The sequence below is a fragment of the Primorskyibacter aestuariivivens genome (assembly GCF_028023675.1).
Taxonomy (GTDB): Bacteria; Pseudomonadota; Alphaproteobacteria; order Rhodobacterales; family Rhodobacteraceae; genus Marinovum; species Marinovum aestuariivivens.
The window spans coordinates 143302-167190 of sequence record NZ_JAQIOZ010000005.1 but is presented as its reverse complement, the minus strand read 5'-3'; the positions used below and the strand labels follow the sequence as shown (position 1 = coordinate 167190).

Annotated in this window: 23 protein-coding genes; 8 read left to right on the top strand and 15 right to left on the bottom strand. The window is 62.4% G+C overall.

Annotation, left to right across the window (positions count from 1 at the left end; translation table 11 throughout):
• Nucleotides 1–75 precede the first annotated feature (75 nt).
• From PGB28_RS06420 to PGB28_RS06405, 4 genes are all read left to right on the top strand, one after another.
• Nucleotides 76–1425 (top strand): TolC family protein, encoded by a 1350-nt coding sequence (locus PGB28_RS06420; protein WP_271420671.1) that lies wholly within the window; start codon nt 76–78, stop codon nt 1423–1425.
• 29 nt (nt 1426–1454) lie between these two features.
• A complete protein-coding gene (locus tag PGB28_RS06415) occupies nt 1455–3644 on the top strand; it encodes an ATP-binding cassette domain-containing protein (protein WP_271420846.1) in 2190 nt (729 codons plus the stop codon).
• Nucleotides 3641–4828, top strand: a complete 1188-nt coding sequence (locus PGB28_RS06410) for an HlyD family type I secretion periplasmic adaptor subunit (RefSeq protein ID WP_271420670.1) — start codon at nt 3641–3643, stop codon at nt 4826–4828. Before PGB28_RS06415 ends, PGB28_RS06410 begins: the two co-directional genes overlap by 4 nt.
• Nucleotides 4829–4938: 110 nt before the next feature.
• Complete coding sequence (locus PGB28_RS06405) at nt 4939–5427, top strand: alkylphosphonate utilization protein (RefSeq protein WP_271420669.1); 489 nt, start codon at nt 4939–4941, stop codon at nt 5425–5427.
• Between the two features lie 3 nt (nt 5428–5430).
• On the opposite strand, the gene dtd is transcribed toward PGB28_RS06405, so the two are convergent.
• The 3 genes from dtd to PGB28_RS06390 form a co-directional block, all read right to left on the bottom strand.
• Nucleotides 5431–5874 carry a D-aminoacyl-tRNA deacylase gene (dtd, locus tag PGB28_RS06400; protein WP_271420668.1) on the bottom strand — a complete coding sequence of 148 codons (444 nt, stop codon included), beginning with the start codon at nt 5872–5874 and terminating at the stop codon, nt 5431–5433.
• Nucleotides 5871–6791 carry a carbohydrate kinase family protein gene (locus PGB28_RS06395; protein WP_271420667.1) on the bottom strand — a complete coding sequence of 307 codons (921 nt, stop codon included), beginning with the start codon at nt 6789–6791 and terminating at the stop codon, nt 5871–5873. The genes dtd and PGB28_RS06395 overlap by 4 nt, the downstream gene beginning before the upstream one ends.
• 284 nt (nt 6792–7075) lie before the next feature.
• Complete coding sequence (locus PGB28_RS06390; RefSeq protein WP_271420666.1) at nt 7076–8203, bottom strand: TFIIB-type zinc finger domain-containing protein; 1128 nt, start codon at nt 8201–8203, stop codon at nt 7076–7078.
• A 187-nt stretch (nt 8204–8390) separates the two neighbouring features.
• Here PGB28_RS06390 and PGB28_RS06385 point away from each other — a divergent pair, with 187 nt between their 5' ends.
• Entirely contained in the window at nt 8391–10220 is a 1830-nt protein-coding gene (locus PGB28_RS06385) for an AAA family ATPase (protein ID WP_271420665.1), read from the top strand.
• Nucleotides 10221–10346: 126 nt separating this feature from the next.
• On the opposite strand, the gene PGB28_RS06380 is transcribed toward PGB28_RS06385, so the two are convergent.
• The 7 genes from PGB28_RS06380 to PGB28_RS06350 all read right to left on the bottom strand — a co-directional run bounded on the left by PGB28_RS06380 (nt 10347) and on the right by PGB28_RS06350 (nt 16558).
• Complete coding sequence (locus tag PGB28_RS06380) at nt 10347–11471, bottom strand: SPFH domain-containing protein (protein ID WP_271420664.1); 1125 nt, start codon at nt 11469–11471, stop codon at nt 10347–10349.
• Between the two features lie 22 nt (nt 11472–11493).
• Nucleotides 11494–12429, bottom strand: a complete 936-nt coding sequence (locus PGB28_RS06375) for a DUF2927 domain-containing protein (RefSeq protein ID WP_271420663.1) — start codon at nt 12427–12429, stop codon at nt 11494–11496.
• 28 nt (nt 12430–12457) lie between these two features.
• The gene (locus tag PGB28_RS06370; RefSeq protein ID WP_271420662.1) at nt 12458–13657 is read right to left on the bottom strand and encodes a toxic anion resistance protein; all 1200 of its coding nucleotides are present in this window, start codon (nt 13655–13657) and stop codon (nt 12458–12460) included.
• A gap of 34 nt (nt 13658–13691) precedes the next feature.
• Entirely contained in the window at nt 13692–14573 is an 882-nt protein-coding gene (locus tag PGB28_RS06365; RefSeq protein WP_271420661.1) for a 5-bromo-4-chloroindolyl phosphate hydrolysis family protein, read from the bottom strand.
• The gene (locus PGB28_RS06360; RefSeq protein ID WP_271420660.1) at nt 14573–14761 is read right to left on the bottom strand and encodes a hypothetical protein; all 189 of its coding nucleotides are present in this window, start codon (nt 14759–14761) and stop codon (nt 14573–14575) included. The genes PGB28_RS06365 and PGB28_RS06360 overlap by 1 nt, the downstream gene beginning before the upstream one ends.
• Nucleotides 14762–14816: 55 nt before the next feature.
• The gene (locus tag PGB28_RS06355; protein WP_271420659.1) at nt 14817–15635 is read right to left on the bottom strand and encodes a TerC family protein; all 819 of its coding nucleotides are present in this window, start codon (nt 15633–15635) and stop codon (nt 14817–14819) included.
• 98 nt (nt 15636–15733) lie between these two features.
• On the bottom strand, nt 15734–16558 hold the full coding sequence (locus PGB28_RS06350; RefSeq protein WP_271420658.1) for a pseudouridine synthase: 825 nt from the start codon (nt 16556–16558) through the stop codon (nt 15734–15736).
• A 52-nt stretch (nt 16559–16610) separates the two neighbouring features.
• Between PGB28_RS06350 and PGB28_RS06345 the strand changes: the two genes are divergently transcribed.
• Complete coding sequence (locus PGB28_RS06345; protein WP_271420657.1) at nt 16611–17060, top strand: nucleoside deaminase; 450 nt, start codon at nt 16611–16613, stop codon at nt 17058–17060.
• The gene (locus tag PGB28_RS06340) at nt 17057–17596 is read left to right on the top strand and encodes an rRNA large subunit pseudouridine synthase E (protein ID WP_271420656.1); all 540 of its coding nucleotides are present in this window, start codon (nt 17057–17059) and stop codon (nt 17594–17596) included. Before PGB28_RS06345 ends, PGB28_RS06340 begins: the two co-directional genes overlap by 4 nt.
• A 51-nt stretch (nt 17597–17647) precedes the next feature.
• On the opposite strand, the gene PGB28_RS06335 is transcribed toward PGB28_RS06340, so the two are convergent.
• The 5 genes from PGB28_RS06335 to clpS all read right to left on the bottom strand — a co-directional run bounded on the left by PGB28_RS06335 (nt 17648) and on the right by clpS (nt 21703).
• The gene (locus PGB28_RS06335; protein ID WP_271420655.1) at nt 17648–18556 is read right to left on the bottom strand and encodes an AEC family transporter; all 909 of its coding nucleotides are present in this window, start codon (nt 18554–18556) and stop codon (nt 17648–17650) included.
• Between the two features lie 6 nt (nt 18557–18562).
• Nucleotides 18563–19459 (bottom strand): oxygen-dependent coproporphyrinogen oxidase, encoded by an 897-nt coding sequence (hemF, locus tag PGB28_RS06330; protein WP_271420654.1) that lies wholly within the window; start codon nt 19457–19459, stop codon nt 18563–18565.
• Between the two features lie 69 nt (nt 19460–19528).
• Complete coding sequence (locus tag PGB28_RS06325) at nt 19529–20329, bottom strand: SDR family NAD(P)-dependent oxidoreductase (protein ID WP_271420653.1); 801 nt, start codon at nt 20327–20329, stop codon at nt 19529–19531.
• Nucleotides 20330–20352: 23 nt separating this feature from the next.
• Entirely contained in the window at nt 20353–21342 is a 990-nt protein-coding gene (locus tag PGB28_RS06320) for a class I SAM-dependent methyltransferase (RefSeq protein WP_271420652.1), read from the bottom strand.
• A gap of 19 nt (nt 21343–21361) precedes the next feature.
• Nucleotides 21362–21703, bottom strand: a complete 342-nt coding sequence (clpS, locus tag PGB28_RS06315; protein ID WP_408636221.1) for an ATP-dependent Clp protease adapter ClpS — start codon at nt 21701–21703, stop codon at nt 21362–21364.
• A gap of 337 nt (nt 21704–22040) precedes the next feature.
• On the opposite strand from clpS, the gene PGB28_RS06310 reads away from it, so the two are divergent.
• The gene (locus tag PGB28_RS06310) at nt 22041–23552 is read left to right on the top strand and encodes a D-alanyl-D-alanine carboxypeptidase family protein (RefSeq protein WP_271420651.1); all 1512 of its coding nucleotides are present in this window, start codon (nt 22041–22043) and stop codon (nt 23550–23552) included.
• Nucleotides 23553–23889: the final 337 nt, after the last annotated feature.

Here is a 23889-nt window from a genome sequence, read left to right as displayed (position 1 = left end):
AACGCCGAGTGGTGTCGCGGCCCTGCAAAGGCCGCGACATCCCCAATAATGATAAGCGCGAAAGGCGAAGCGCAAATGAGGCGGACAGCAAAACGGGCGGTACATTTCGCGGGCATGATCCCGGCGGCGCTGGTGCTTGCAGGTTGCATGGGCGCGGAGACCGGAGGGGACAACGCGGTGACCCGGTTCATGCAATCGGGACCCAGCGGGAAACTGATTCAGGACAGCGAAACACAGCCGCGCAAAACCGCGATGGCCAGGCGCGAAGCGGCGTCAGACGTTATCACGACATTGCAGAGCCGCCGTTCGGTGCTGCATCCCGAAGGGGCCTATGGCCGCGTGGCCGCTGCCGTGATGGCCAGCTCTGCGCGCACCGCCGAGGCCGAGCTGCGCGGCGCGCGGCTCCGGGCCGAAGCGGCGTCCAAGAACTGGCTGCCCCGTATCGGACCGAATATTTCCCTGAACTCTCTTGGCGAATTCGTGACCTCGCTGCTGATCGAACAGGTCTTGTTCGACAATGGCCGCAAAAAGGCCGAGCGCGACTACGCCGCGCATGACGTCGAACTGGCCGCCGTCGCGCTGTCCGAGGACAGCAACAACCGTGTGCATGACTCGCTGACCCTCTATCTCGCCGCCGAGGAAGGGCGCGAAAAGATCGCCGTGGCGGACAGGTCGCTGGAAGACATGAGCCATTTCGAATGGATCATGAACGAGCGGGTGAATGGCGGCGTCTCGGACCGCTCTGACCTCAATATCATTCGCCAGAAACTGGCCGAGATCCGCGCCGAACGCGACGCGGCGGCAGGGGAGCGCAAGGCCGCGCATGCGGAACTGGCGGCGATGGCCGGGCGTCCTCTGGATGGGTTGCACGGTGTGCCCGCGATGGATGTCAATGGGCGCGGGGCGGAACCGCTGTCGGTGCTCAAGGCGCAGGCCGAGCGCGACCGCACGGTGGCACAGGTGCGTATTGAACGCGCCTCCCACCTGCCGGGGCTCAGCGCCAGCGCGTCGGTCACCGGCGACGGCGTCGATTATGGTGCGGCGCTGAAAGCCGACCAGATGCTGGGGCTTGGCACCGTGTCCAGTCTCAAGGCCATCGAGGCCGCCAAGGAAGCGGCGGGCCGCAAGGTCACGCAGGCGAAGGAAGACGCCAATCGCCAGATCGCATCGCTGCGCGAACGCGAAAGCGCGCTGGCCATGCAACTGGTCGAGGCCAACAAGCTGGCCCGCGCGGCCAAACGCAACCTTGATCTGTTTCAGGCCCAGTACAAGGGCGGCGCGCGGCAGGTCATGGATGTGGTCGGCGTCTATGAGACATGGGCCAAGCAGACCCAGACCGCGCTGCGCCTGAAATACGACCTTGCCCGGGTCCAGATCGCGATTGCCCGTGATCTTGGCCTGCTGGCCGATGGGCGAGACGTGTGAGCAGCTGGCTGAAATCCATCGCGCCCCGCATGGCGGCGCAGGGCGGGCTGAGACCCGTCAAGGGCACGCCGCAACCTGCCAATGACCCTGTGCTGGTCTCCAAACGCGATCAGCGTGTGCATCGCCGTGCCGAGCTGGCCCGCACCTATGCCGGGCTGCTGGGCAGTGATGTGCTGGTCTCTGATCTGGAACAATCGCTGCTGCTCAATGCCGATGGCGAAGGGTTCGTGGACGCGGCCAGTCTGGCCGAGGCCATTGCGGCAACAGGGCTTTTGTCCGTCGTCGAGCCGGTGAAAAAGCTTGAAAGCAGCCTCTGGCCCGCGCTGGCGGAAATGACCAGCGGGCAATGGGTGCTGGTTCTGGCGCAAAATGGCGACACGCTGATCATCTATGACAGTTCACGCGCGGACAAGCGCGCCGAGGTCGACCTGTCTGAATTCCGCCCTTATTTCACCGGCCAGATCGTGCGCGCCGAGGCGAGCCTCTCTGAGGTGGAGCGCAGCCACGACACGGGCAGGCGCCGCAAGCATTGGTTCTGGGGGCAGTTCCCGAAATTCTCGCGCTATTTCGCCGAAGTGGCGTTGGGGTCGATGGTCGCCAACCTCCTGGCGGTGGCCGTGGCGTTATTTTCGCTTCAGGTCTATGACCGGGTGATCCCGCATCAGAGCCAGGCGACGTTGTGGGTTCTGGCGGCCGGCGCCGGGCTGGCGCTGCTTCTTGAAGCCGCGCTCAAGATCGCGCGGGCGCGGCTCATTGACGGGGCCGGACGGCAGATTGAATTGAAAGTCCAGAGCCTGCTGATGGACCGTATTCTGGGCATGCGCTCGGACCTGTCCGGGCGCTCGCCATCGCAGCTTTTCTCCTCTATGCGCGAGTTTGGCTCGGTGCGTGAGTTTTTCACCGCGTCCACCGTGGGGGCAGTGGCCGATATTCCCTTTGTTTTCATCTTCCTGCTCATCGTGGCTTCCATCGCGGGCAACGTGGTCTGGGTTCTGGTGCTGGGCGGCGTGCTGATGGTGCTGCCGTCGTTTTTCCTGCAACGCAAGATGATCCGTCTGACGCAGGAGATGCAGGGGGCCTCGACCAAATCCTCGCGGCTGTTGCACGAGGCGGTGTCGGAGCTTGATACGATCAAAACCCAGCGCGGCGAAGACCGGTTCCGCCGGGTGTGGCAGGAGCTGACCGCGCTGCAGGCGCTGAAATCCTCGGATCAACGCAGGCTGGCCTCGACCCTGACCTTCTGGAGCCAGGGCGTGCAGCAGGCCACCTATGTGGGCGCGGTGATCGCCGGGACCTACCTCGTGTTTCAGGGGCAGTTCACCGTGGGCTCGATCATCGCCACGGGCATCCTGACTGGTCGCACGCTCGCGCCGCTGACCCAACTTGCCGGGACCATGGCGCGCTGGGGCAATGTCAAAGCGGCGCTGGATGGGCTGGACGGCGTGGCCGGGGCCGAGCAGGACGAGGCCGAGGGCCGCAGCTACCTGCGTCGCGAAAAATTGCAGGGCGGCTATGAGCTGCGCGAAGTGACCTTCCGTTATGACGAGGACGCGGCGGCGGTGCTGGACATCTCTGGCATCGCGATCCTGCCGGGGCAGCATGTGGCGGTGCTGGGGGCCAACGGCTCGGGTAAATCCACGCTGTTGAAGCTGCTGACCGGGCTCTACGCGCCGCATACGGGCCGGGTGCTGATGGATGGCACGGATATGGGACAGATCGCGCCGCGCGATATTCGCCGCATGGTGGGGTATCTGGGGCAGGAGGTGCGGCTGTTTTCCGGCACGCTGCGCGACAACCTGAACCTCAACATGCTGGAGCAGGATGACGACCGGCTTTTTGATGCACTGGATTTCGCGGGGCTTGGGCAATTCGTGAAGACCCACCCCAAGGGGCTGGATCTGGAGATTCGCGACGGCGGGGCGGGCCTGTCGATTGGTCAGCGGCAATCCATCGGCTGGGCGCGGCTGTGGCTGCAGGACCCGGTGGTGTGCCTTTTGGATGAACCGACGGCGGCGCTGGACCAGACGCTTGAGAAAACGCTGATCTCGCGGCTGGAGCGCTGGCTTGAGGGGCGCACGGCGGTGATCGCCACGCACCGGGTGCCGATCCTGTCGCTGACCTCGCGCACCATCGTGCTGCAGAACGGGCGCATGGCGGTGGACGGACCGCGTGACAAGGTTCTCGAACATCTGACCAATGCGCGGGAGGTGCGCGGATGACAAGCGCCACGACAAACCTGGCCGGGCAATTGGGCAAATCCATGCGCGGGCCGTCGCTGACCGTTTGGCTCTGTGCGATCACGGTCTGGGTGTTCATCATCTGGGCGGCTTACGCGTGGATTGACGAGATCGTGCGCGCCGATGGCGAGATCATCTCGTCCTCGCGTCCGCAGATCATCCAGAACCTTGAGGGCGGCATTCTGGCTGATCTGCAGGTCAAGGAAGGTGATGAGGTGATGCGCGGTGATATCCTGGCGCGGCTGCACGGGACACAGTTCCAGTCGGCGGTGGATGACCTGCGCGACCAGATCACCGCGCTGGAAATACGGCGGTTGCGGATCGAGGCGGAGATGGCCGGGGCCGATGATTTTCGCGTGCCGCAGGCGCTTTTGGCGCGCACGCCAGATATCGTGGCCTCTGAGCGCGCGCTGCTGCTGGCGCGGCAGAGTGATTACGCGAGCCGCAAGAGCGGGGCCAAACAGGTCATGGACCAGTCCGCCAGCGAATTGCGGCTGATGGAGAATATGTTGGCCAAGGAGGTTGTCGCGCTGATCGAGGTGACCCGCGCGCGAAAGGCCCATGCGGATGCGCAGATCAAATATGATGAGGTGGTCACCCGGACCGAACTGGCCCGGGCCGAGGAGTATTCGGAGACGCTCAAGGAACTGGCGACGCTGAAACAGAACCTGACCGCGGCGCAGGACCAGCTCAATCGCACGGTGCTGCGCTCGCCCATGCATGGGGTGGTGAACAAGCTGCATGTGACGACGATTGGCGGGGTTGTGCGGCCCGGCGAGGAGATATTGCAGATCATTCCGCTGGATGAGGAACTGTTTGTCGAGGCGCGGGTGCCGCCCGAGGACATCGCCAATATCCGCCGCGGGCAGGAGGCGACGGTGAAACTGTCGGCGTATGATTATACGATCTATGGCACGCTCAAGGGCCGGGTGGATTTCATTTCCGCCGACACGTTCAAGGATGAGCGGGTGCGCGAGGCGGAGCAGGAACCGCATTACAAGGTCACGCTGCGGGTTGATATGGCCTCGATGACGGACCGGCAGGCGCGGATCGAGATCAGGCCGGGGATGCAGGCGCAGGTGGAATTGCATACAGGCGAGAAGACCGTGCTTCAGTACCTGATGAAACCGCTCTACAAGAGCCGCGAGGCGCTTCGGGAACCGTAGGCGTTTTCAGATTGAGCGCCTGCGGCGCGCTGGTTTGAGCCCCTGCGGGGCGCGTCTTGGGGCTCTGCCCCAAACCCCGAGGTATTTTCAAACAGAAGAAGGGGCAGGACATGACCTGTGATCTATGTGACGCGCCAGAGGCCGAAACGGTTGGCGATCTGGAGCTTTGTGCGAAATGCCGGGAGGGTGTTGAGGGTGCTGTCCAGGACGGCCCGCATTGGCAATGTCTGCATGGCGCGGTCTGGTCCGAGCGGCGTGAAGTCCAACTGGCGGCGGCGCAGGTCCTGATGAAGCTGGGCGTGCCTTGGGCGCTGGAGGTGCTGGAGATGGGTGCCTTGCCCGAGGATGTTTTGGCCGAGGCGCGCGGTGCGGGAGAGCCGGAGGTCGTACATCGCGACACCAACGGCGCGGTGCTGTCTGCGGGCGATACGGTTGTGTTGATCAAGGACCTGCCGGTCAAGGGCGCGGGGTTCACCGCCAAGCGGGGCACGGCAGTCCGGGGCATTTCTCTGGTGCCCGAGAATGCAGGGCATATCGAAGGCCGCGTGGACGGGCAGCGCATTGTGATCCTGACGGAGTTCGTCAAGAAGCAGGGGTGAGGATCACTCCGCAGTATCCAGCCAGATCGTGACCGGTCCGTCATTGATGAGCGAGACCTTCATATCGGCACCGAACTGGCCTGTTTCCACATTGAGGCCGTGGCCGCGCAACGCGTCAGCGAAGGCAAGGTAAAGCCTTTCACCATCGGCGGGCGGTGCGGCATGGGAAAATCCGGGGCGATTGCCGCGTTTGGTGTCGGCGGCCAGCGTGAACTGGCTGACCACCAGCGCGGCATTGCCCGCCTGGGTCACGTTCAGATTCATTTTGCCCGCGTCATCGGTGAAGATGCGCAGCTTGGCGATTTTTGCGGCGAGTTTTGTGGCCTCGGTTTCTGTGTCGCCCTGCATGGCGCAGATGAGGATCATCAGCCCGGGCCCGGTCTGGCCGATCACCGCACCATCGACACGGACGGCGGCCTCGGAGACCCGTTGCAGAAGCGCTCTCATGCCAGTTCTTCGGCCCAGGGCGGATTGGCGCCTGCGCGGCTCACCGTGACGGCGGCGGCGCGCATGCCAAGGGTGATGGCGGGGGCCAGCGCGTCGAGATCGGCGGCGGCAAACGTGCCCTTGGTGGCGAGCCCCGCCTGATGCAGCCCCGCAAGGAAACCGGCGTTGAACGTGTCGCCCGCGCCGACCGTATCCACCACTTCGACCTTGTTGGCGGGCAGGTTCCTTGTGCCATGGGCGCTGACCGCTGTGACGCCTTCGGCACCGCGGGTCATGAGCACCAGCTTGACCCCATGGGCGATCAGCGCATTGGGATCGGTGGTGCCGGTGATCCAGTCGAGATCCTCGTCCGAAACCTTGACCACATCGGCAAGCGCCAGCATGCGCTCCAGCCGGGCGCGATACCGGGCCTCGTCCCGGATGAAACCGGGGCGGATATTGGGATCGAGCATGATCAGGCGTTTGTCCGCCTCACGCGCGGCAAGCGCGGCAAAACTGTCGGCGCAGGGCTCCGAGACCAGCGAGATGCCACCAAAAAACAAGGTCGTGACGGTTTCGGGCAGGGCGGGCAGGTCATCTTCGGACAGCATGCGCCCGGCGGTGTTTTCGTCATAGAAGGCATAGGTTGCATGCCCGTCCCTGAGCGTGACAAAGGCCAGCGTGGTGGGCGCGTCGCTGCGCGGGGCTAGCCCGGCCTCGACGCGGGCTGCATTAAGGTCCTCTTCGAGCAATTGACCAAAGAGATCGCGGCTCAGCCCGCCGAAATATCCCGCAGGTGCCCCCAGACGGCCCAGCGCGATAGCGGTGTTATAGACCGCGCCGCCCGTATGGGGGGCAAAGGCCGACTCACCCTGTTCGGATATCCGCGGCAACATGTCGATCAAAGCTTCGCCACAGCACAAAATTTCGGCAGGCATGGTCAGTTATCCTTGGAATGTTTGCGGTAACATGCGCGGTTTTCCGTCCAGTCACAAGCCAGTTTAGCGGCAATTCGACCCGGTTTGGATATTCCGTAACGGATTTGCCGCTCTGATATGCTAGCTCAGACCACCGAAGATTGTGCCAATCGGTGGGAACCGGGAGCAATTGGCCCTTTCTGACCGGCGGTTTCCGGAAGATTGCGGCCAATAACTGCACTGTTTCACAACCATCGGATATGGTGGGGCTGGCGTGTCTTGTCCGATACGTCAGCCATCCGGGGCTATTGCTGCGACTGCGCCCAGAGATAGCCCACCGCTCCGGCCACAATCAGCCCCACAACTACGGCAAAGGCAATCTTCCATGCCGACCAAGGGCGTTCGCCCTGGACCCGCCCCGTGCGCCCGTTCACGACGAAACGATAGGATTTGCCGCGGTACTTATAAGCGGCCAGCCAGACCGGCAGCAGGATGTGCTTGAAGGTGATATCGCTGATATCGGTGTCGATATTGTGGATGCGCTGGCGGTCGCCGCCAATGTCGAATTTCACGTCCCGCTCGATCATGCGGTCCATGTAGTGGCGCGCCTCGGAGAAGCCCTCGGCCAGTTCCACCTGATAGCCCTCGGCGCGAAACCCAGCGAGGAATTCGGGCCGGTAGGGTTCCAGCGCCGACAGGTCCCAGGGTTCCAGGTTGTCGGTGTATTTCTTGGGCAGGGACCGGGATGCCAGCACCAGAACATCGTCAAAGAACCGCGCCACGCGCCCCGAAACGGAGCGCCAGCGGATTTTCTGGACCCTTTGCTGGGTGGCTTTGCCGTCGCGCATCACGGTGCGGGTCTCATAGTAAACCGTGCCGCGTTGGCCGGAATAGCGGGATTTCGTATCCGCATCAAAGGTCCAGTAGGGGACATAAATGCCCTCCATCTTGCGGCCCTTGCGCGCGTAGTCCTGCAATCCGTTGGGGGCGAACCACAGCTTGCCCAGCCAGTCGGTCATTGCTTTGTGGGCGTCACGTTCCTCCATCGCAAAGGGCAGCAATCCACGCGGCTTGATATGGCGGTGCGTCCCGGTGTCCACCACGACGGGTGTGGCGCAGAACGGGCATTCGCGTGCGTGGATATTGGCGTCGAACTCGACCTCGGCCGCGCAATTGGGGCATTTGGAAACACGGGTTTCCTCGATGTCTTCCGACGGCAGTTGGTTGGCGATGGCGCGGTCGAAATCCAATTCCTTCAGCGCCGCTCCGCCCCAGGGGCCGGTCTGAATGTCCGAGCGGTTGCCACAATGATCGCAGGTCAGCCCGCCGGTGCAGGGATCAAACCGGAAATCCGCGCCGCATTCATCGCAAGGAAAGCGATGTTCGGCTTCGGGGGTGTCGGGCAAGGGCGGGGGCGAAAACGGATCGGTCATGAAATATCATCAAACTTCTTTTGGTTCACATGCACCATAGGGCGGGCATGGATGTTGGAAAAGAGGCTCTGACCCTGCCTTTCACACCGGATGACAGATTGCCAATCGCAAAGTCATATGGTGAATATCGCATATATTCAGCGGTCATGGACAGTGTCCGGAGCAGCCAGCCAAGGGGGGCACAGTTTTGAATTCGCCACAGTTTGGTGAGACCCATGAACCACCCGTCTGGTTCGAAGAATTTGCCTCGTGTCAGGACTATGCGGATCATCTCGTTCTGTCCGGAAATATACGCGATGTCTTTCCCTGCCAGGTATCGGGACGCCTGGAATTCCGTGATATCGTCAACGCTATCGCCGAGCAGCTGCGCAGCCGGGGTGTCACGACCTGCTTGCGATATGATCCGATCGGGGGCCTTTGCGTTGTGGGTGCGCTCACCGAGGACCAGAACACGGCGCTTCGGGATGCGGGGATTGCGCTTGGCAAGCCGGAGATGGGATTGGCTGACCTGGCTGAGGCTCAGACCACGTTGGCGCGCCATCCCGAATGGGGCATGGCCCTGGTGGTGGACTATGCCTCGCATTTGCCGGACGCCGCGTCCGAGACGTGGGACGCCTTCTTTGTTCGCATCCACACTGCGACGCGCGAAATCGGCGCAGGCACCGGTTCCGCCGCGCAGGCGGCGCCGACTATTTGGCTGGCGGATGCGGTCACTGACCTGCCCGAGTGGTTCGTGTTCGGTAATGATCTGCTGCGCCAGATCCATGTAGGCCTGCCGAGTCTTGAAGACCGGTTTCTTTTCGCCGGCACCATGTCGGGCGCGCTGGAGGACAGCGCAGAGTATGATACCCGGACAAGTGCCGGGCATTTGCAGGAATTCGCACTACTCTGTGATGGCGAGACGCTTCTGGCCATGCGCTCCATCGTTCAGGTAGCGCGGGCGGATCAGATCCCGCTGGCACGCATCCGCGATGCGGTGCGCATTTACCGGACCGGGCTGCGCCGGAACCCGTGGAATTCCAAGGTTCTGTTCAACCGCGTGCGCAAGGCACGCGATTTGCTGCACCATCGGATCAAAGGGCAGGATGTGGCGCTGGACCAGACGCTGGATATTCTGGCCCGATCGATCATCGGGCTGTCAGGGTCGCAATCGGGGGCGCGTCTGAGCAAACCGCGCGGCGTGCTGTTTCTTGCCGGACCGACGGGTGTGGGCAAGACGGAACTGGCCAAGGCGATCACCGAATTGCTGTTCGGCGACGAGTCCGCTTGCCACCGGTTTGATATGTCGGAATTCATGGAGGAAAATTCGGTCTCTCGTCTGCTCGGCGCGCCACCGGGCCACCCGGGCCATGAGCGCGGAGGCGAGTTGGTGAACGCTGCCAATCATCGTCCCTTCAGCGTGTTCCTCTTCGACGAGGTGGAAAAGGCGCATCCGCGCATTCTGGATGTGTTTCTGCAAGTGCTGGACGAAGGACGGTTGACGGATTCGCGCGGGGCAACGGCCTATTTCTCCGAGGCGCTTATCGTGTTCACATCGAATATCGGAATGTCCTCGGGTTCCAGTAAAACCAATCTGGGGATGAATGTGCTGCCATCTGACAGCCACGCGGAATTGCAGAGCAAGATCTCCAGCGCCATTCATGAGCATTTCGTCTCGGAGCTTCGGCGCCCTGAATTGCTGAACCGGATCGGTCAGAATGTGGTGGTCTTCGACTTCTTGTCCACAGAGGCCACACAGCAGATTTTTGACGCCATGCTGCAGCGGGTTCTGGACACGGTGCGCGCCGAGCAGGGGATCACAATCGAGATTCCCGAGCCTGTGCGCGACCGGTTCAGGGGCTTGTGTACCTCGGGCTATTTCGAGGGCGGTCGTGGAATCGGAAACAGGATCGAGCGCTACGTGATAAACCCACTGTCGCGGCGGATTTTCGACGATGGCATCACAGTGGATTTCAGGGTGACCGAAGTGATCATCCGGGGCGAGAAAACGGATCTGGAGATCGAGATATCCAGCTAGTCAAAGCGTCTTGCCCGGCAAACGCCGCGAGCAAAGCATCACGCGCCCGATAGCGCGACATTGCACGTATCCGGTCGAGGCCGAACGCCCTGCAGAGCGATGGTCTCGCCGGTCGTCAGATGCGGTTCACATACCCGGCGGGGGGGGCGGCAGGATGGTGAAAAGCTGCGCCAGTTCCTGCACGTCCTCGGCCCGCATCCAGCCGTCCTGACCGGCGGTCCAGACATAGGTTTCGCGGGTGATTTCACCGGCCTGCGCCATGCGCCCCAGCTTGGCCTTGGAGAACGGGCCTTTGGTGGCGCCGTTTTCGGCGATGTGCCAGACATGTTCGACAGGTGGCGGGGGCGGCGGCGCGGCATGCGCGGCGGCGGGCGCACTATTCTGTGCGCCCCATGGCCCTTGATTTGCCATCTGGTTGGCCATCGCCATGCCCATCCCCATGCCAAGCCCGGCCCCCATGCCGCCGCCGCCGTTGGGATTGCTGGCGGCTTTGGTCATCGCCTCGGCGGCGGAATATTGCGTGAACTTGCCCAGATCGCCGGCCAGCCCCATCGACGTACGCTTGTCCAACGCTTCCTCGACCGCGGGCGGCAACGAAATATTCTCGATATAGAATTCCGGGATCGACAACCCGTAGCCCGCCACGATCTGGCTGATCTCGGCGGCGATCATCTTGCCCAGATCGGCGGTGTTGGCGGCCATGTCCAGAACGGGAATGCCAGAGCCTGCGATCACGCGTGAGAATTCCTGCACGATGATGTTGCGGATCTGAAAGCTGATCTCGTCCATGGTGAATTCACCATCGGTGCCGACGATCTCGGTCATGAAGAGCGCGGGGTCCTTCACCCGCACCGAATAGGTGCCATAGGCGCGGATGCGGGTGGGCCCGAACTCCGGATCGCGCAGCATGATCGGGTTCTTGGTGCCCCATTTCAGATCGGTGAAACGGGTCGTGTTGACGAAATAGATCTCGGATTTGAACGGGGATTTGAACCCGTGATCCCAGTGCTGCAGCGTCGTCATGATCGGCATGTTGTTGGTCTCAAGCATGTAGAGACCGGGGGTAAAGACATCTGCCAACTGCCCCTCATGCACAAACACCGCCGATTGCCCCTCGCGCACGGTCAGCTTGGCGCCGTACTTGATCTCATGGCCCTCTCGCTCAAAGCGCCAGACCATTGTGTCGCGCGTGTCATCCACCCAATGAATGACGTCGATAAACTGTCCGCTGAGAAAATCGAAAATACCCATTGGGTGTCTCTCCCTTGTTTCTTTAACTCGGCCCGCCCATCACCTCATCGGCGATGATTTCCACGATCGGCTCTGCCTGTGGCCAGGCCATGCCAACGCTCAGCCGACGGTCGTAAAGCATTTTGAGCAGCAATTCGTCATGGTTGGTCAATAGTGCAAACTCGTCGTCATCATTGAAGATCGACGGCCGCGCGCGCGGGCTGTCATTGGCAAGCCCAAGCCCCTGCGCCAGTTCCTCGTGAATGCAGGATTTGCGCATGAGCGACGGATGTTCTGCCCGGATCAGCGCGATGGCCTTGGCATATTCATGCCCGCCCGGTTCGCTGGAAAACGCGATGACAAGACAATGGATCGACCGCGGCAGGCTGCGGAAGATATCGAGCGCGTTTTCGTTGATATTGGGCACGATCCGCTGGATCCGTCCGGGCAGCGTGTCGCGGTCATCCTCGGACATGAACATCACGTGGTAGTTCGGGTTTGCGTCGCTCATCGTGATCGGATGGCCCGTCAGACGTGCCAGTCGCGCAACATAGCGGCGCACTTCGCCGGTGTCCGTGGCGCGCTGCTCGTCGGACACGCTTGCGCCGAATTCCACGGTCATGCGCACCGGCACTTCCCAGCGTTTCAACCGGCTCTTGCCGCCAAAGGAGGAGCGCAAGCCGGTGCCGCGTTCGTATTCGTCGTAAAACGCGATGCGTTCGAAATTGTCGATCAGCATGCGGCGGCTGAACTGCGTATCGGGTCCGCCGCCATCGGTGCGCATCAGGCCTTGTGCGACCAGCTGCGCCTCGACGCGGGTATAGTAATTGGCCAGTTCCCGGCTGCGCTCGGACGGTCCCGAGGGCGCAGGTAGCGCGGCGGGCGTCGGGCGCAGGTTGCCCGGCCGTTCCGGGGGCACGGGGACCGGTTCGACAAACAGATTGCAGGCGCTCAGCGCAAGAGCGCTGAGGGCAAGCATGGAGGTGAACCGGACCCTGCGCATGGTCTCAGTTGGCCGGAACAGAGGTGGCGGCGATATCGCCTGTGCCGGTTTTGCGCGCCTTGGCCGAAGCAAGCGTGTCGCGCAGTTCCTTTTCCATTTTCTTGAGCTCTTCCTCGGCCGCCGCGCGCCGGGCCTTGCCCTCGTCCGCGATCTGGAGGCTTTCCTCGATGGTGCCGATCAGGTCGGCATTGGCCTGTTTGACCGCTTCGATGTCGAACACGCCGCGCTCCATTTCCTCGCGGATCATCTTGTTCGATTCCCGCAGGTTCTTGGCGTTCGCGGTCAGAAGCTCGTTGGTCAGATCGTTGGCATCGCGCACGGCGGCGGCTGCTTCGGCGGAGCGTTGGATGGTCACGGCCTGTGCCAGCTGGGTTTCCCAAAGTGGCACGGTGTTGACCAGCGTCGAGTTGATCTTGGTGACCAGCGATTTGTCGTTTTCCTGCACCAGACGGATCGAGGGCAGCGATTGCATCGTGACCTGCCGCGTCAGCTTGAGATCATGCACCCGGCGTTCCAGATCGTCACGCGCGGCGCGCAGGTCGCGCAATTCCTGCGCCTTCATCACCTGATCGCCCTCGGCGGCAGCCTGCACCTCGGCCTCCTTGGCGGGGATGTCATTCTCGTCCAGTTCTTTGAGCTTTTCCTCGCCCGCCGCGATATAAAGCGCCAGCTCGTCGTAGAAATTCAGCGTCTTTTCATAAAGCAGGTCGAGCGATTTGATGTCCTTGAGTAGCTTGTGTTCATGCTCCAGAAGATTGTCCGTCACGCGGTCGATCTGGCCCTGCACCTCTTCGAACCGCGCGGTGAACTTGGCAAAGGGTGCGGCGCGGCCCAACAGTTTTTCCCACCAGGTCCGTTCGCGGCGCACGTCCAGTTCCGAGACCGAAAAGCCCCGGATCGTCGTGACGATACCACGCAAGCTGTCACCGGCAGGGCCCACATCCTTGTTGCGCACATCGGTCAGCATGGCCTGCGAGATTTCCTGCAATTCGGCCTGTGCGGCAGAGCCGAAGGAAACGATGGAATTGGTGTCGCCCATGTCGATCTCGTCCATGCGCTGACGGATCTCTTCGCCCACTTCGGGGCTGGCCTCGGACAGGGGCACAATTGCCGTGGCCTTGCCGGGTTCTGGCAGGATCACCGCGTTTACCTCTTCAACCATGGCCAATGCCTGTTCGGCCTTTTCTCGTACTTGTTGCGACATGGGTATACCCTTCCCCGTTTCAAAAATTTCCGGCTCAGTCGAGCCTGACACCCTCGCGTTGCAGACGGTCCCGCAACACATCAATTTCCACCGCCAGATCGGAATTGCTGTCTTTCAGCAGTTTCCTTGTCTTGGCGGTATAGTTTTCTTCCAGATCGGTGAGCAGCATCATGTAATCCGATTTGGCGCCCGCATCGCGATCGCGGGCATAGATATCGGCGAACTTGATCGTCGCGTCGCGCGCACCCATCAGATAGACACCCAGATAGCGGCGCGCGGCGGTCAGGTCGCGCGGGTCTTCCTCGACCGTGCGGAGCATCTCGCGCACCTGTTGCTGGAACCGTTCCACACGGGCTTCAAGCCGCGGGTCCTGTGCCCGGCGGATCGCGCCCATCATGGATTGCAGATGCGCTTCGGCCTCGTCCACGACGCGGGCGACGCGGTCCTGCTGGAATTCGTCCACGCCTTCGAGAGACTTGTTCTTCAGCGGGTCGATGCCAAAGGCGGTCATGTGCAGCGCGGCACCGATCACGGCGTATAGCCCCGAGGCCGTCAGCCCCATATCGCCGGACAAGCTAGCCAGCACGGTGCCCGCGCCCACCAGAAGCGAGCCCAGCATCTTGCGCGGCAGGGCCGGGCGACGCGCCACCTTGCGGGCGTGATAGGCGGCCTCGGCCTTGAGCCCTTCGCGTGTGAGCCATGCGGCCAGCGTCCAGGTGCCCGCCCCGGCAAGGCCAAGCGCCAATGCCTCGGGACCACCGCCGAAAGACGTGAAGGCAAGGATCAGGCCCGGAACGAAGAGCAGGTTGGACCGTGCGCCAGTGGGGCTGACCTGCGCCTGAAACGGGCGCGGGTCCACGTTGTCTGCCTCGACCTTGCCGGTCGGGCTATAGGTGCCGCCGTAGCGTTTTGCCATCACTCAGCCCCCAGAAACCCGGTGGCTACACCGGTCATCACAGCAAAGAGGCACAGATAAGCCACCTTTTGCACATTGTTGAGCTTGCCCTCGCGTGCGCCATCGCCCGAAGACCAGACGGCCACCGCAATCGCGCCGACGGCGACGACCACCGCCACCAATGCCAAAAGCATGATCAATCTTGCCATTCGGGGCCCCTCTCGCTCCGCTTGTGTTCAAGATAGGCGATGCGCTCGCGCTCCGCTAGTGCCGCGCCGCAGTGCGACGCTCGGCGTTGAGCTTGCGGGCATAGCCGGATTGGATGATTTCCACCGCGACCAGCACCAGAACACTGAAATAGAAGGTCGTCTTGGACATCGGCACGATTTCATAGCCGAAAACGCGCAGCGCCAGCTCCGGATCATGCATGGCATGCGCGGCCGCCTGACCGGATTCGCCCAAGAGCACCACGCCGACAATCAGCAGGATGAACAGGCCCAGCACCTCGTACATGCGGTTTTTCTCAAGAAACCGCGTCACCCCATCGGCCAGCGCCAGCATGGCCAACCCCGACAGGATGATCGCAAAGGCGAGGATCGGGAAAACATCGGTGATGGCGATGGCCGACAGGACCGAGTCGAAGGAAAAGATCAGGTTCATCGTTACGATCAGCATGATCACCTGCGCGGCGGATTTGCCTGATTTGCCTTCAACATCCGTGTTCAAATGCTCAATGGACAGCATGTGACCGATTTCCTTCACCGCCGTGTGGATGATGAAGATACCACCAATGATAAAGACCAGCGTGGCAAAATTGACCCCGCCGGTCAGCACGCCCTCCCAGTTCAGGACCACGAACGGTTCGGCCAGAGCGTCGATCAGTTGCACCATGGTGAACAGCAGGATCACCCGCAGCACCACGGCAATGATGATGCCCCAGAAGCGCACCGCCTTTTGCTGCGCCACGGGGGCGCGTTGGCTTTCGATCGAGATGTAGAGCAAGTTATCGAAACCCAGAACCGCTTGCAGGAAACAGAGCATGAGCAGGTTGCCCATATTCTCGATGGTCAAAAGGTCGGCCATGGTACTGAAATCCCCCTGAAAAAATACCGCTGCACCTGCTTAACGCAGGTTTTCACGAAAGAACAACGACAGGCAGGGGGAAAATGGCGAAGCTTTGCTCAGGGCCTGGGTTTGCGGCGGGTGCGCTGCGGTTTTGGGCGGTCCTTCTTCGCCGCGTCCGGTTTCGCACCATCCAGACCCAACTGGTCGCGCATCACCTTGGAGCGTACCTCTTCCACCGCGCCCGCCTTGAGCTGGCCCAGCTGGAACGGGCCATAGGAGACCCGGATCAGCCGGTTCACCGAAAGCCCGATGCTTTCCATGGCGCGGCGAATCTCGCGGTTCTTGCCCTCGCGCAGCCCCACGGTGAGCCAGGCATTGGCCCCCTGTTGTCGGTCGAGCGAGACGATCATCGGCTGATAATCGGTTCCGTCCACATGGGTGCCCTTGCGCAGGGGCTCCAGCATCTCGTCGCTGGGGCGGCCCTTGACGCGCACCCGGTAGCGGCGCAGCCAGCCGGTCGAGGGCAGTTCAAGCTTGCGCTTGATGCCGCCGTCATTGGTCAAAAGCAGCAGACCCTCGGAATTGAGGTCGAGCCGTCCCACGCTCATCACGCGCGGCATATCCTCGGGCAGGTCGTCAAAGATCGTTGCGCGGCCCTGTTCGTCCTTGTGGGTGGTCACGAGGCCGGTGGGCTTGTGATAAAGCCAAAGCCGGGGCGGTTCCGGCGCATCCAGCGGCTTGCCGTCGACGGTGATCTTGTCCTTGTCGGTGACATTGAGCGCGGCGCGGGTGATCTGTTCGCCGTTCACGCTCACGCGGCCCGCCTCGATCATGCGTTCCGCTTCGCGGCGCGAGGCAACGCCCGCGCGGGCCAGCACCTTGGCGATACGGTCGCCGTCTGGTGTTTTGGTTTGGGCTTTGGGGGGCGTTTTCTGAACCATGCCCCGTGCCTTAGAGCGTTGATCAACGCCGCGCAAGCAGGCAAGAGGGGGCATGGTGTTTCGATCTCATATGGAATTGGCGCTGGAAGAGGCGCGCGCCGCTGCCGCGCGTGGTGAGGTTCCGGTGGGGGCTGTGATTGTTGCGCCCTCGGGTGAGGTGGTGGCACAGGCGGGCAACCGGACGCGCGAGTTGAGCGATCCCACGGCCCATGCCGAGGTACTGGCGATCCGCGCGGCCTGCGCGGCGCTCGGCTCCGAGCGGCTGGTGGGGCATGATCTCTACGTCACTTTGGAGCCCTGCGCGATCTGCGCTGGCACGATTGCGGCGGCGCGCATCGCGCGGGTGTATTATGGCGCGGCGGACCCGAAATCGGGCGGCGTGGCGCATGGCGCGCGGGTGTTTTCGCACCCGCAGGCGCATCACATGCCCGAGGTCTATGACGGCATCCGGGCGGAGGAGGCGGAAGCGCTGCTCAAAGACTTCTTTGCGGGGCGCCGATGAGCCGGGTGATCCTGTTTCACAAGCCGTTTGGCGTGCTCTCGCAATTTACCGATGAGGGTTCGGGTCATCCGACCTTGGCGGAGTATATCGACGTGCCGGGGGTCTACGCGGCCGGTCGGCTGGACCGGGACAGCGAGGGGCTTCTGGTTCTGACCGATGATGGCCGGTTGCAGCATCGCATCGCCCATCCTAAATCGAAACAGCCCAAGACCTATTGGGTGCAGGTCGAACGCGTCCCCGATGAGGCCGCGCTGGAGGCGTTGCGGCGCGGCGTGACGCTCAAGGATGGCAGGACACGGCCCGCGAAAGTGAAACGTATCGACGCGCCCAGCCCGCTGTTCCCGCGCGATCCGCCGGTGCGGTTTCGCAAATCGGTGCCTGACTCCTGGCTGGAAATGGTGATCACTGAGGGTAAAAACCGGCAGGTGCGGCGCATGACGGCGCATGTGGGGCATCCGACTTTGCGGCTGATCCGCGCGCAAGTGGGTGAGTGGCACTTGGGCGGCTTGCGTCCGGGTGAGTGGAGGGACGCGTGACATTGGGGGCTCTGCCCCCAAACCCCCGAGGTATTTTCAAACAGAAGAAGTTCAGGCGAGGAGCGCCAATGTGCCGAGCGTCAGCACGTTGGTGTAGACCATGACCTGCGCAATCTTGTCCGTCTGCACGCCATGCAGCAGCGCGAGGCTGAGCGACATGGCCCCGGCGGGGCCTGCGGCGGCTAGCAGGAAGAGATCATGCGCGGGGTCATTGTCGGTCAAGACATACAGCCCGAGGGCAACGGCAGCCGGGAATAAAAACAGCTTGATCAGGGTAAAGCTGACCACCGCGCCATCGGGCCGGAAGGAGGTGGCCGACAGGATCACGCCAAGGGCAAAGAGCGCCATGGGGGCGGCCGCCGCGCCGTTGAACTGGGTGAAGGTCTCGACCGGGCCGGGCAGGGTGAACCCTGCCAACGAGACGATGACACCGATCACGATGGCAATCAGCATCGGCGTGCGGGCAAAGCTGCGCAGGATGGCACCGGGCGAGACGCGGCCCGCCTCCATCAGTTGCATGGCGATCATGGCCGCGCCGAAAGTCACCGTCGCGTCCCATGTCACGATGGTGGTCACCGGCAGCACGTTTTCCGTGCCGTAGAGCAGAACCGAGAGCGGCAGGATATAGAGTGCGTTATTGGCAAAGACCGCCCCAAAGGCGATCAGCACCGATTCCCGGGGCCCGATGCCAAACAGCTTGCGCGCCAGCAGAAAGCCAAGTGAGAAGATCGCCGCCTGCGCGCCCGCGTAGATCAGCACCGGGACCAACGCGAAATCGCGGATCGGGGCATGGGCGATCACGCCGAACACCATGAGCGGCAGGAAAATCGTCATGACCACGCGGTTGATCATCCGCGCGTCCGTATCGCTGACAAAGCCTGCGCGGCCCATCACAAAACCCAGTGCCATGATGGCAAAGACCGGCAGGATCGGGTCTTGCAGGACGGTGAGGGTTTCCACCGGGGATCAGACCCACTTGGCCATGGGCGGCAGGGACATCAGCACGGCATTGGCGTCATGGCCTGTGGCGAGGCCAAACTTGGTGCCGCGGTCATAGACAAGGTTGTATTCCGCATAGAGGCCGCGATGGACCAGTTGCGTGTCCTTGTCGGCCTCGGAGAATGCCTGCACCCGGCGCTTTTCCACCAGCGGCGTGAAGGCGGGCAGGAAGGCGCGGCCGATATCCTGGGTCAGGGCGAAATCGGCCTCCCAATCGCCGGAGCAGCGGTCATCCATGAAGATGCCGCCGACGCCCCGGGCGCGGTTGCGGTGGGGGATGTAGAAATATTCGTCCGCCCATGCCTTGAGGCGCGGATATTCGTCCTCCCCATGCGGATCGAGATGGGATTTCTGGACGGCGTGGAAATGCGCCGTGTCTTCGTCATATTCGATGCAGGGGTTCAGGTCCGAGCCGCCGCCGAACCACCACGCATGCGGGGTCCAGAACATGCGCGTGTTCATATGGACCGCCGGGACATGCGGGTTGCGCATATGCGCCACAAGCGAGATGCCCGACGCCCAGAAGCGCGGGTCGTCCTTCATGCCCGGAATGCCCTTGCGTGCGGCCATGGCGTTTTGCGCGGCCTCGCCCAGCTGGCCATAGACCTCGGAGACATTGACGCCGACCTTTTCGAACACGCGGCCCCCGCGCATCACGCTCATCAACCCGCCGCCCGCGTCCGAACCGTCATCAGAGGCGCGTTTGGTTTCCGTCACCTCGAAACGGCCCGGCTCCATATCGGTAAACGGGCCTTCGGAATGGCTGTCTTCAAGCGCTTCAAAGCTTGCCACGATTTCATCCCGGAGCGCGCGGAACCATGCGGCGGCGCGGGTTTTCTCAGTGGTGAAATCGGTTTGGGTCATGGGGCGCTCCTCAACTCTGGTGCCCCGATCTAACCTGTCCCGGGGGCAGAGCCAAGCGCCGGACGCGCGTCAATGTGCCGGTGCGGTTACCGGGTCCAGCAGCGTCCGCCCGCCATCGACGGTCATGATCTGGCCCGTGACAAAACCAGCCCCCTCGGAGGCCAGCCATTGCACCGCCTCGGCCAGTTCCCGGGGCGAGGCAATCCGGCCCAGCGGCGTGTTGTGCTCGATCTCTTCACGATAATCCCGGTTTTCCTTGAGCGCGCCCTTGAGACTGGCCGACATGACCGAGCCAAAGGCGACCGCGTTGACCCGAATGCGATGCGGGGCCAGCGCCACCGCCATGGAGCGGGTCATCTGGTCCAGCGCGGCATTGGAAACGGAATAGCCCAACAGTTCCGGCTGGGTGCGCCGTGCCGCGATGGAGGAAATATTGACGATGGCGCCAAGCTGCCCCTCTTCCTGGCCCTCACCCTGTTTGATCATCCGATTGGCGACAAGCTGGGTCAGCCGGAGCGACGCCATGAGGTTCTGCTCCAGCAGCGTTTCAATCGACTGATCGTCAGGGTCCAGAGGGTCCGAGGGCAGCATCTGGCGGCTGCCATTGACGAGGATATCCACCCGGTCAAAGGCGTCGATGGTGGCGGACAGCAGGTTGGCAATGGTCAGCTTTTCGCGCAGATCGCCCGCAAAATAGCGTGCCGGGCTGTCATCGGCGGTTTCTCCGATCTCGTCGGCCAGCCGCGCCTCGTCCATATCCGCGAACATCACGTTTGCGCCCCGGTCGAGGAAATGCCGCCCAACGGCCAGCCCGATCCCGTTGGCCGCACCGGTGACGATGGCGGTCTTGCCTTCGATAGAGAAACCCATGTCTCGCTCCTGATTCCCTGCCGTTACCCTAGCGATGCGCGGGCCTTGCCGCGAGTGGGGCGTTGCCCAGCCAGGATTTTGAATCTTTTGTCGCCGCCAATCTCGTCGGTTTTGGCAAAACACGCGGCCAGTGTCGCCTCGTAGGGGAGATGCCTGTTTGCGACCAGAACAAGCTGCCCCGAGGGTTTGAGCAGCCTTGCGGCATTGGTGATGAAGCGCTGGCCCAGATCCGGCGCGCCCTTGCGGCCCTGGTGAAAGGGCGGGTTCATGATCACGCAATCCAGCGGCTCCGGCGCTTTCCATGTTGTGGCATCAGCCCAGTGGAACACGGCACGCGGATCATCGATATTGGCGCGGGCGCAGTCCAGAGCCGCTGCGTCGCTTTCCACGAGATGCAGGTTCTGGATGTCCGGGTTGCGCAGGATCTGAGCGGCGAGATAGCCCCAGCCCGCCCCCAGATCGGCCACGGTTGCACCGGGTTTGGCGGGCAGATGCTGTGCCAGAAGCGCCGAGGCCGGGTCGATCCCGTCGGCAGAGAATACACCGGGCACGGTCTGAAACCCGTCCACCGATTGCGGGGCTGCGCGCCAGTCGTCAAAAGCGGGGTGCGATGCGAACCAGAAGGCGCGCCCATGCGCCTTGGTCATCTGTCCGGCGATATCCACCCGCGCCCGGCAGGCTTTGAACAGCGGGTCCACGCCGTCGGTCTTTTGCCCGTCGACAAGGATGAGCCCATCGGGGCAGGCTGCGACCGCTTCGGCAATCAGCGCCTGCGCCAGCGCCTTGGCGCGGGGCACGACCACGATTGCGGTGGCAAGCGGAGGGGTTGGCGCGCGCTGACAGGCGAACCCAGGAAAGGCGTCCTGCGTGGTGATGTGGCGGGTGATGATCTGCACCCGGTCAGCGGGTAGAGCGCTCAGGTCGGTCTCAGCTGTCGGTTCAAACACCGCGATGCCGCCCGTGTCGGGCAGCGCAAGTTCGCCAAGGGCGAGGGACAATCGGGACACAGCCATGATAGTCAGGCGCGGGCGCCTATTCCTTTTCCATGGTGCATTGCAGCGGGTGCTGGTGACGGCGGGCAAAATCCATCACTTGCCCCACCTTGGTCTCTGCAATCTCGTGGCTGAAGACGCCGACGACGGCCACGCCCTTCTTGTGCACGGTCAGCATGATTTCAAAGGCCTGTGCATGATTGAGGCCAAAGAACCGCTCCAGCACGTGGACCACAAACTCCATGGGCGTGTAGTCGTCATTGAGCAGGAGCACCTTGTAAAGCGGGGGGCGCTTGGTCTTGGCACGGGTTTTGACGGCGACGCCGGTATCGGTGTCGTCCTCGTCATTCGCCATGGCGACGGTGCGAATTCTGCTGGTCATATCGCTGCTATTGGTCAAAGCGTGCGTTTTTCCGTTCCCGTGTTGAGAGTCTATATAACGCCCCTAGCCATGGTGAAAAGAGGGTGCAGTTGGAGGGGGCTCAAAATTGACCGACCCGGTCGGTGTTTGTCTTGCGAGTCGCCGCCACATTCCTGCCACAATCGCCGGTCTTGGGGGCTGTTTGCCACAAGCCGCAATATGTGGCGTCCGAGAATGCGAAGCTAACGGGAAATTCCTTTAAAAATGGGGGTTTGAAGGGGGAAGCTGATATGATAAGGTAACCTTAATAATAAGCTGACCAGAATACTGGCAGCACGAGGCAGAAGGCAGTGTAATCGTGAAGGTCCGGAACGTGGAGTCCGCCCGCTGGGGCGTATTGATATTGGCGCTCCTGTGGCTCTGTGTGGTTGTCCCGCTCAGCGCCGCTGCAGCCCCCTATGCAGCAATGGTGATGGATGCCCGATCGGGCAAGGTGCTGCATTCCGAGAACGCCAATACCCGCCTTCATCCTGCATCCCTGACAAAGATGATGACGCTCTATATCGTGTTCGAGGCGGTTCAGCGTGGCGAATTGACGATGGACACCTATGTACGCGTGTCGAAAAAAGCGGCGAGCGAGCCGCCGTCGAAGCTGGGCCTGCGTGCGGGGCAAAAGATCAAGATGCGCTATCTCGTGCGCGCCGCCGCCGTGAAGTCCGCCAATGATGCCGCGACCGCGATTGCCGAGGCAATCTCCGGCTCCGAGGCCGCCTTTGCCCGCCGCATGAACCGCACCGCCAAGTCGATGGGGATGACCCGGACCACGTTCAAGAATGCGCATGGCCTGACCCAGTCGGGCCATCTCAGCACGGCACGCGACATGACGATCCTGGGCCGTCACATGATCTATGATTACCCGATGTATTATAACCTGTTCTCGCGCCAGACGGCGGATGCCGGGGTGCGCGAGGTGTCGCATACGAACCGCCGCCTGCTGCAAAGCTACAAAGGCGCGGATGGGATCAAGACAGGCTATACCCGCGCTGCCGGTTTCAACCTCGTGGCCTCCGCCGAGCGGGGCCGGGAACGTGTGATCGCCACTGTGTTTGGTGGGCGTTCGACCACGACGCGCAATGCGCGGGTTGCCGAATTGCTGGACCTGGGTTTCCAGCGCGCGCCGACGCGGGTGGCGCTGTCGCGACCGAAGAAGCCTCGTTATCAGGGGAATCGCGGGCTCTTTGACGGTGATACGCAGGTGGCCGCCGCTTCGACCGCCCCGGTGCCAAGCTCGGGTGGCAGCCGCCCGGCAGCGGGCAAGACGATTGCAGTGAAGCTTGCCGTGACCCAGAGCCTCCGCCCTCGCTCACGTCCGGCCAGGGATGTGCCGAAAGAGGTGATTGTCGCACTGCAGGAAGATATCAACGATGCGGTGACTGAGGCGGTGGAAGCCGAACTTGCACTGGCCTCGTTGTTCGAGGGTGGCACTGTCGCAGAGGCCCCCAAGACCACACCCCGCCCTGCGGCGCGACCCGAGGCGCTTGTTCTGGCCAGCACCGCCGCTCCGGCCAAGACGCCCGATCCGGTGATCCGCGAGCAGGTGCAGGAAATCATTACTCGCGTCTCGACTTCGGGCGGGCGGCATTGGGGCATCAATGTCGGACGCTACGGGTCTCAATTCGCGGCGGAAAAGGTGCTCTTGAAAACCGCGCTGAACGAGTTGGCTACGCTGGATGGGGCCCTGCGCAAAGTGGTCAAGCGCAAGACCGGCTATGACGCGAATTTCATGGGGCTGACGCGGGAAACCGCCGATCTGGCCTGTCGCAGATTGCAGGCGCGCAATGTGACCTGTTTCATGATCGGACCATCCTGACCACGAAATGGCATCTCAGGCTGTGTGCAAACCTGTGAATAAGTCGATAGCCTGCAAAGTATCAGATATTTGCATCTGAATATTGATGCGATTTGATTGCCTGCGGTTCTGCCCTTCCGACCATCGAGGCATGGCTGTTCGGACGGCATGAAAAGGTTTGTCTGGATTGTCTCTTTCAGACATTTTGCAGCGAGTTATCCTCAGCGATCCCGCAATACTTCAAGATTCCGAAGATTAGCGAACGTTACCCACAGGATGACTTTGGGTCATTTCCGGCTGCATGTGCATTTGGGCAAAAACCGCTGACCGCTGTGGCAATGGCTAAGATGCATGTGGT

Excerpts from the sequence above, each read along its gene's own strand:
- PGB28_RS06340 (WP_271420656.1), top strand. The coding sequence starts at position 17,057 with ATGAGCCGGGTGATCCTGTTTCACAAGCCGTTTGGCGTGCTCTCGCAA.
- PGB28_RS06375 (WP_271420663.1), bottom strand. The coding sequence starts at position 12,429 with ATGCTTGCCCTCAGCGCTCTTGCGCTGAGCGCCTGCAATCTGTTTGTC.
- PGB28_RS06345 (WP_271420657.1), top strand. The coding sequence starts at position 16,611 with ATGGTGTTTCGATCTCATATGGAATTGGCGCTGGAAGAGGCGCGCGCC.
- PGB28_RS06410 (WP_271420670.1), top strand. The coding sequence starts at position 3,641 with ATGACAAGCGCCACGACAAACCTGGCCGGGCAATTGGGCAAATCCATG.
- PGB28_RS06390 (WP_271420666.1), bottom strand. The coding sequence starts at position 8,203 with ATGACCGATCCGTTTTCGCCCCCGCCCTTGCCCGACACCCCCGAAGCC.
- PGB28_RS06350 (WP_271420658.1), bottom strand. The coding sequence starts at position 16,558 with ATGGTTCAGAAAACGCCCCCCAAAGCCCAAACCAAAACACCAGACGGC.
- PGB28_RS06370 (WP_271420662.1), bottom strand. The coding sequence starts at position 13,657 with ATGTCGCAACAAGTACGAGAAAAGGCCGAACAGGCATTGGCCATGGTT.
- PGB28_RS06325 (WP_271420653.1), bottom strand. The coding sequence starts at position 20,329 with ATGGGTTTCTCTATCGAAGGCAAGACCGCCATCGTCACCGGTGCGGCC.
- PGB28_RS06405 (WP_271420669.1), top strand. The coding sequence starts at position 4,939 with ATGACCTGTGATCTATGTGACGCGCCAGAGGCCGAAACGGTTGGCGAT.
- dtd (WP_271420668.1), bottom strand. The coding sequence starts at position 5,874 with ATGAGAGCGCTTCTGCAACGGGTCTCCGAGGCCGCCGTCCGTGTCGAT.
- PGB28_RS06320 (WP_271420652.1), bottom strand. The coding sequence starts at position 21,342 with ATGGCTGTGTCCCGATTGTCCCTCGCCCTTGGCGAACTTGCGCTGCCC.
- PGB28_RS06355 (WP_271420659.1), bottom strand. The coding sequence starts at position 15,635 with ATGGCCGACCTTTTGACCATCGAGAATATGGGCAACCTGCTCATGCTC.
- PGB28_RS06365 (WP_271420661.1), bottom strand. The coding sequence starts at position 14,573 with ATGGCAAAACGCTACGGCGGCACCTATAGCCCGACCGGCAAGGTCGAG.
- clpS (WP_408636221.1), bottom strand. The coding sequence starts at position 21,703 with ATGACCAGCAGAATTCGCACCGTCGCCATGGCGAATGACGAGGACGAC.
- PGB28_RS06380 (WP_271420664.1), bottom strand. The coding sequence starts at position 11,471 with ATGGGTATTTTCGATTTTCTCAGCGGACAGTTTATCGACGTCATTCAT.
- PGB28_RS06415 (WP_271420846.1), top strand. The coding sequence starts at position 1,455 with ATGGCGGCGCAGGGCGGGCTGAGACCCGTCAAGGGCACGCCGCAACCT.
- PGB28_RS06360 (WP_271420660.1), bottom strand. The coding sequence starts at position 14,761 with ATGGCAAGATTGATCATGCTTTTGGCATTGGTGGCGGTGGTCGTCGCC.
- PGB28_RS06395 (WP_271420667.1), bottom strand. The coding sequence starts at position 6,791 with ATGCCTGCCGAAATTTTGTGCTGTGGCGAAGCTTTGATCGACATGTTG.
- hemF (WP_271420654.1), bottom strand. The coding sequence starts at position 19,459 with ATGACCCAAACCGATTTCACCACTGAGAAAACCCGCGCCGCCGCATGG.
- PGB28_RS06420 (WP_271420671.1), top strand. The coding sequence starts at position 76 with ATGAGGCGGACAGCAAAACGGGCGGTACATTTCGCGGGCATGATCCCG.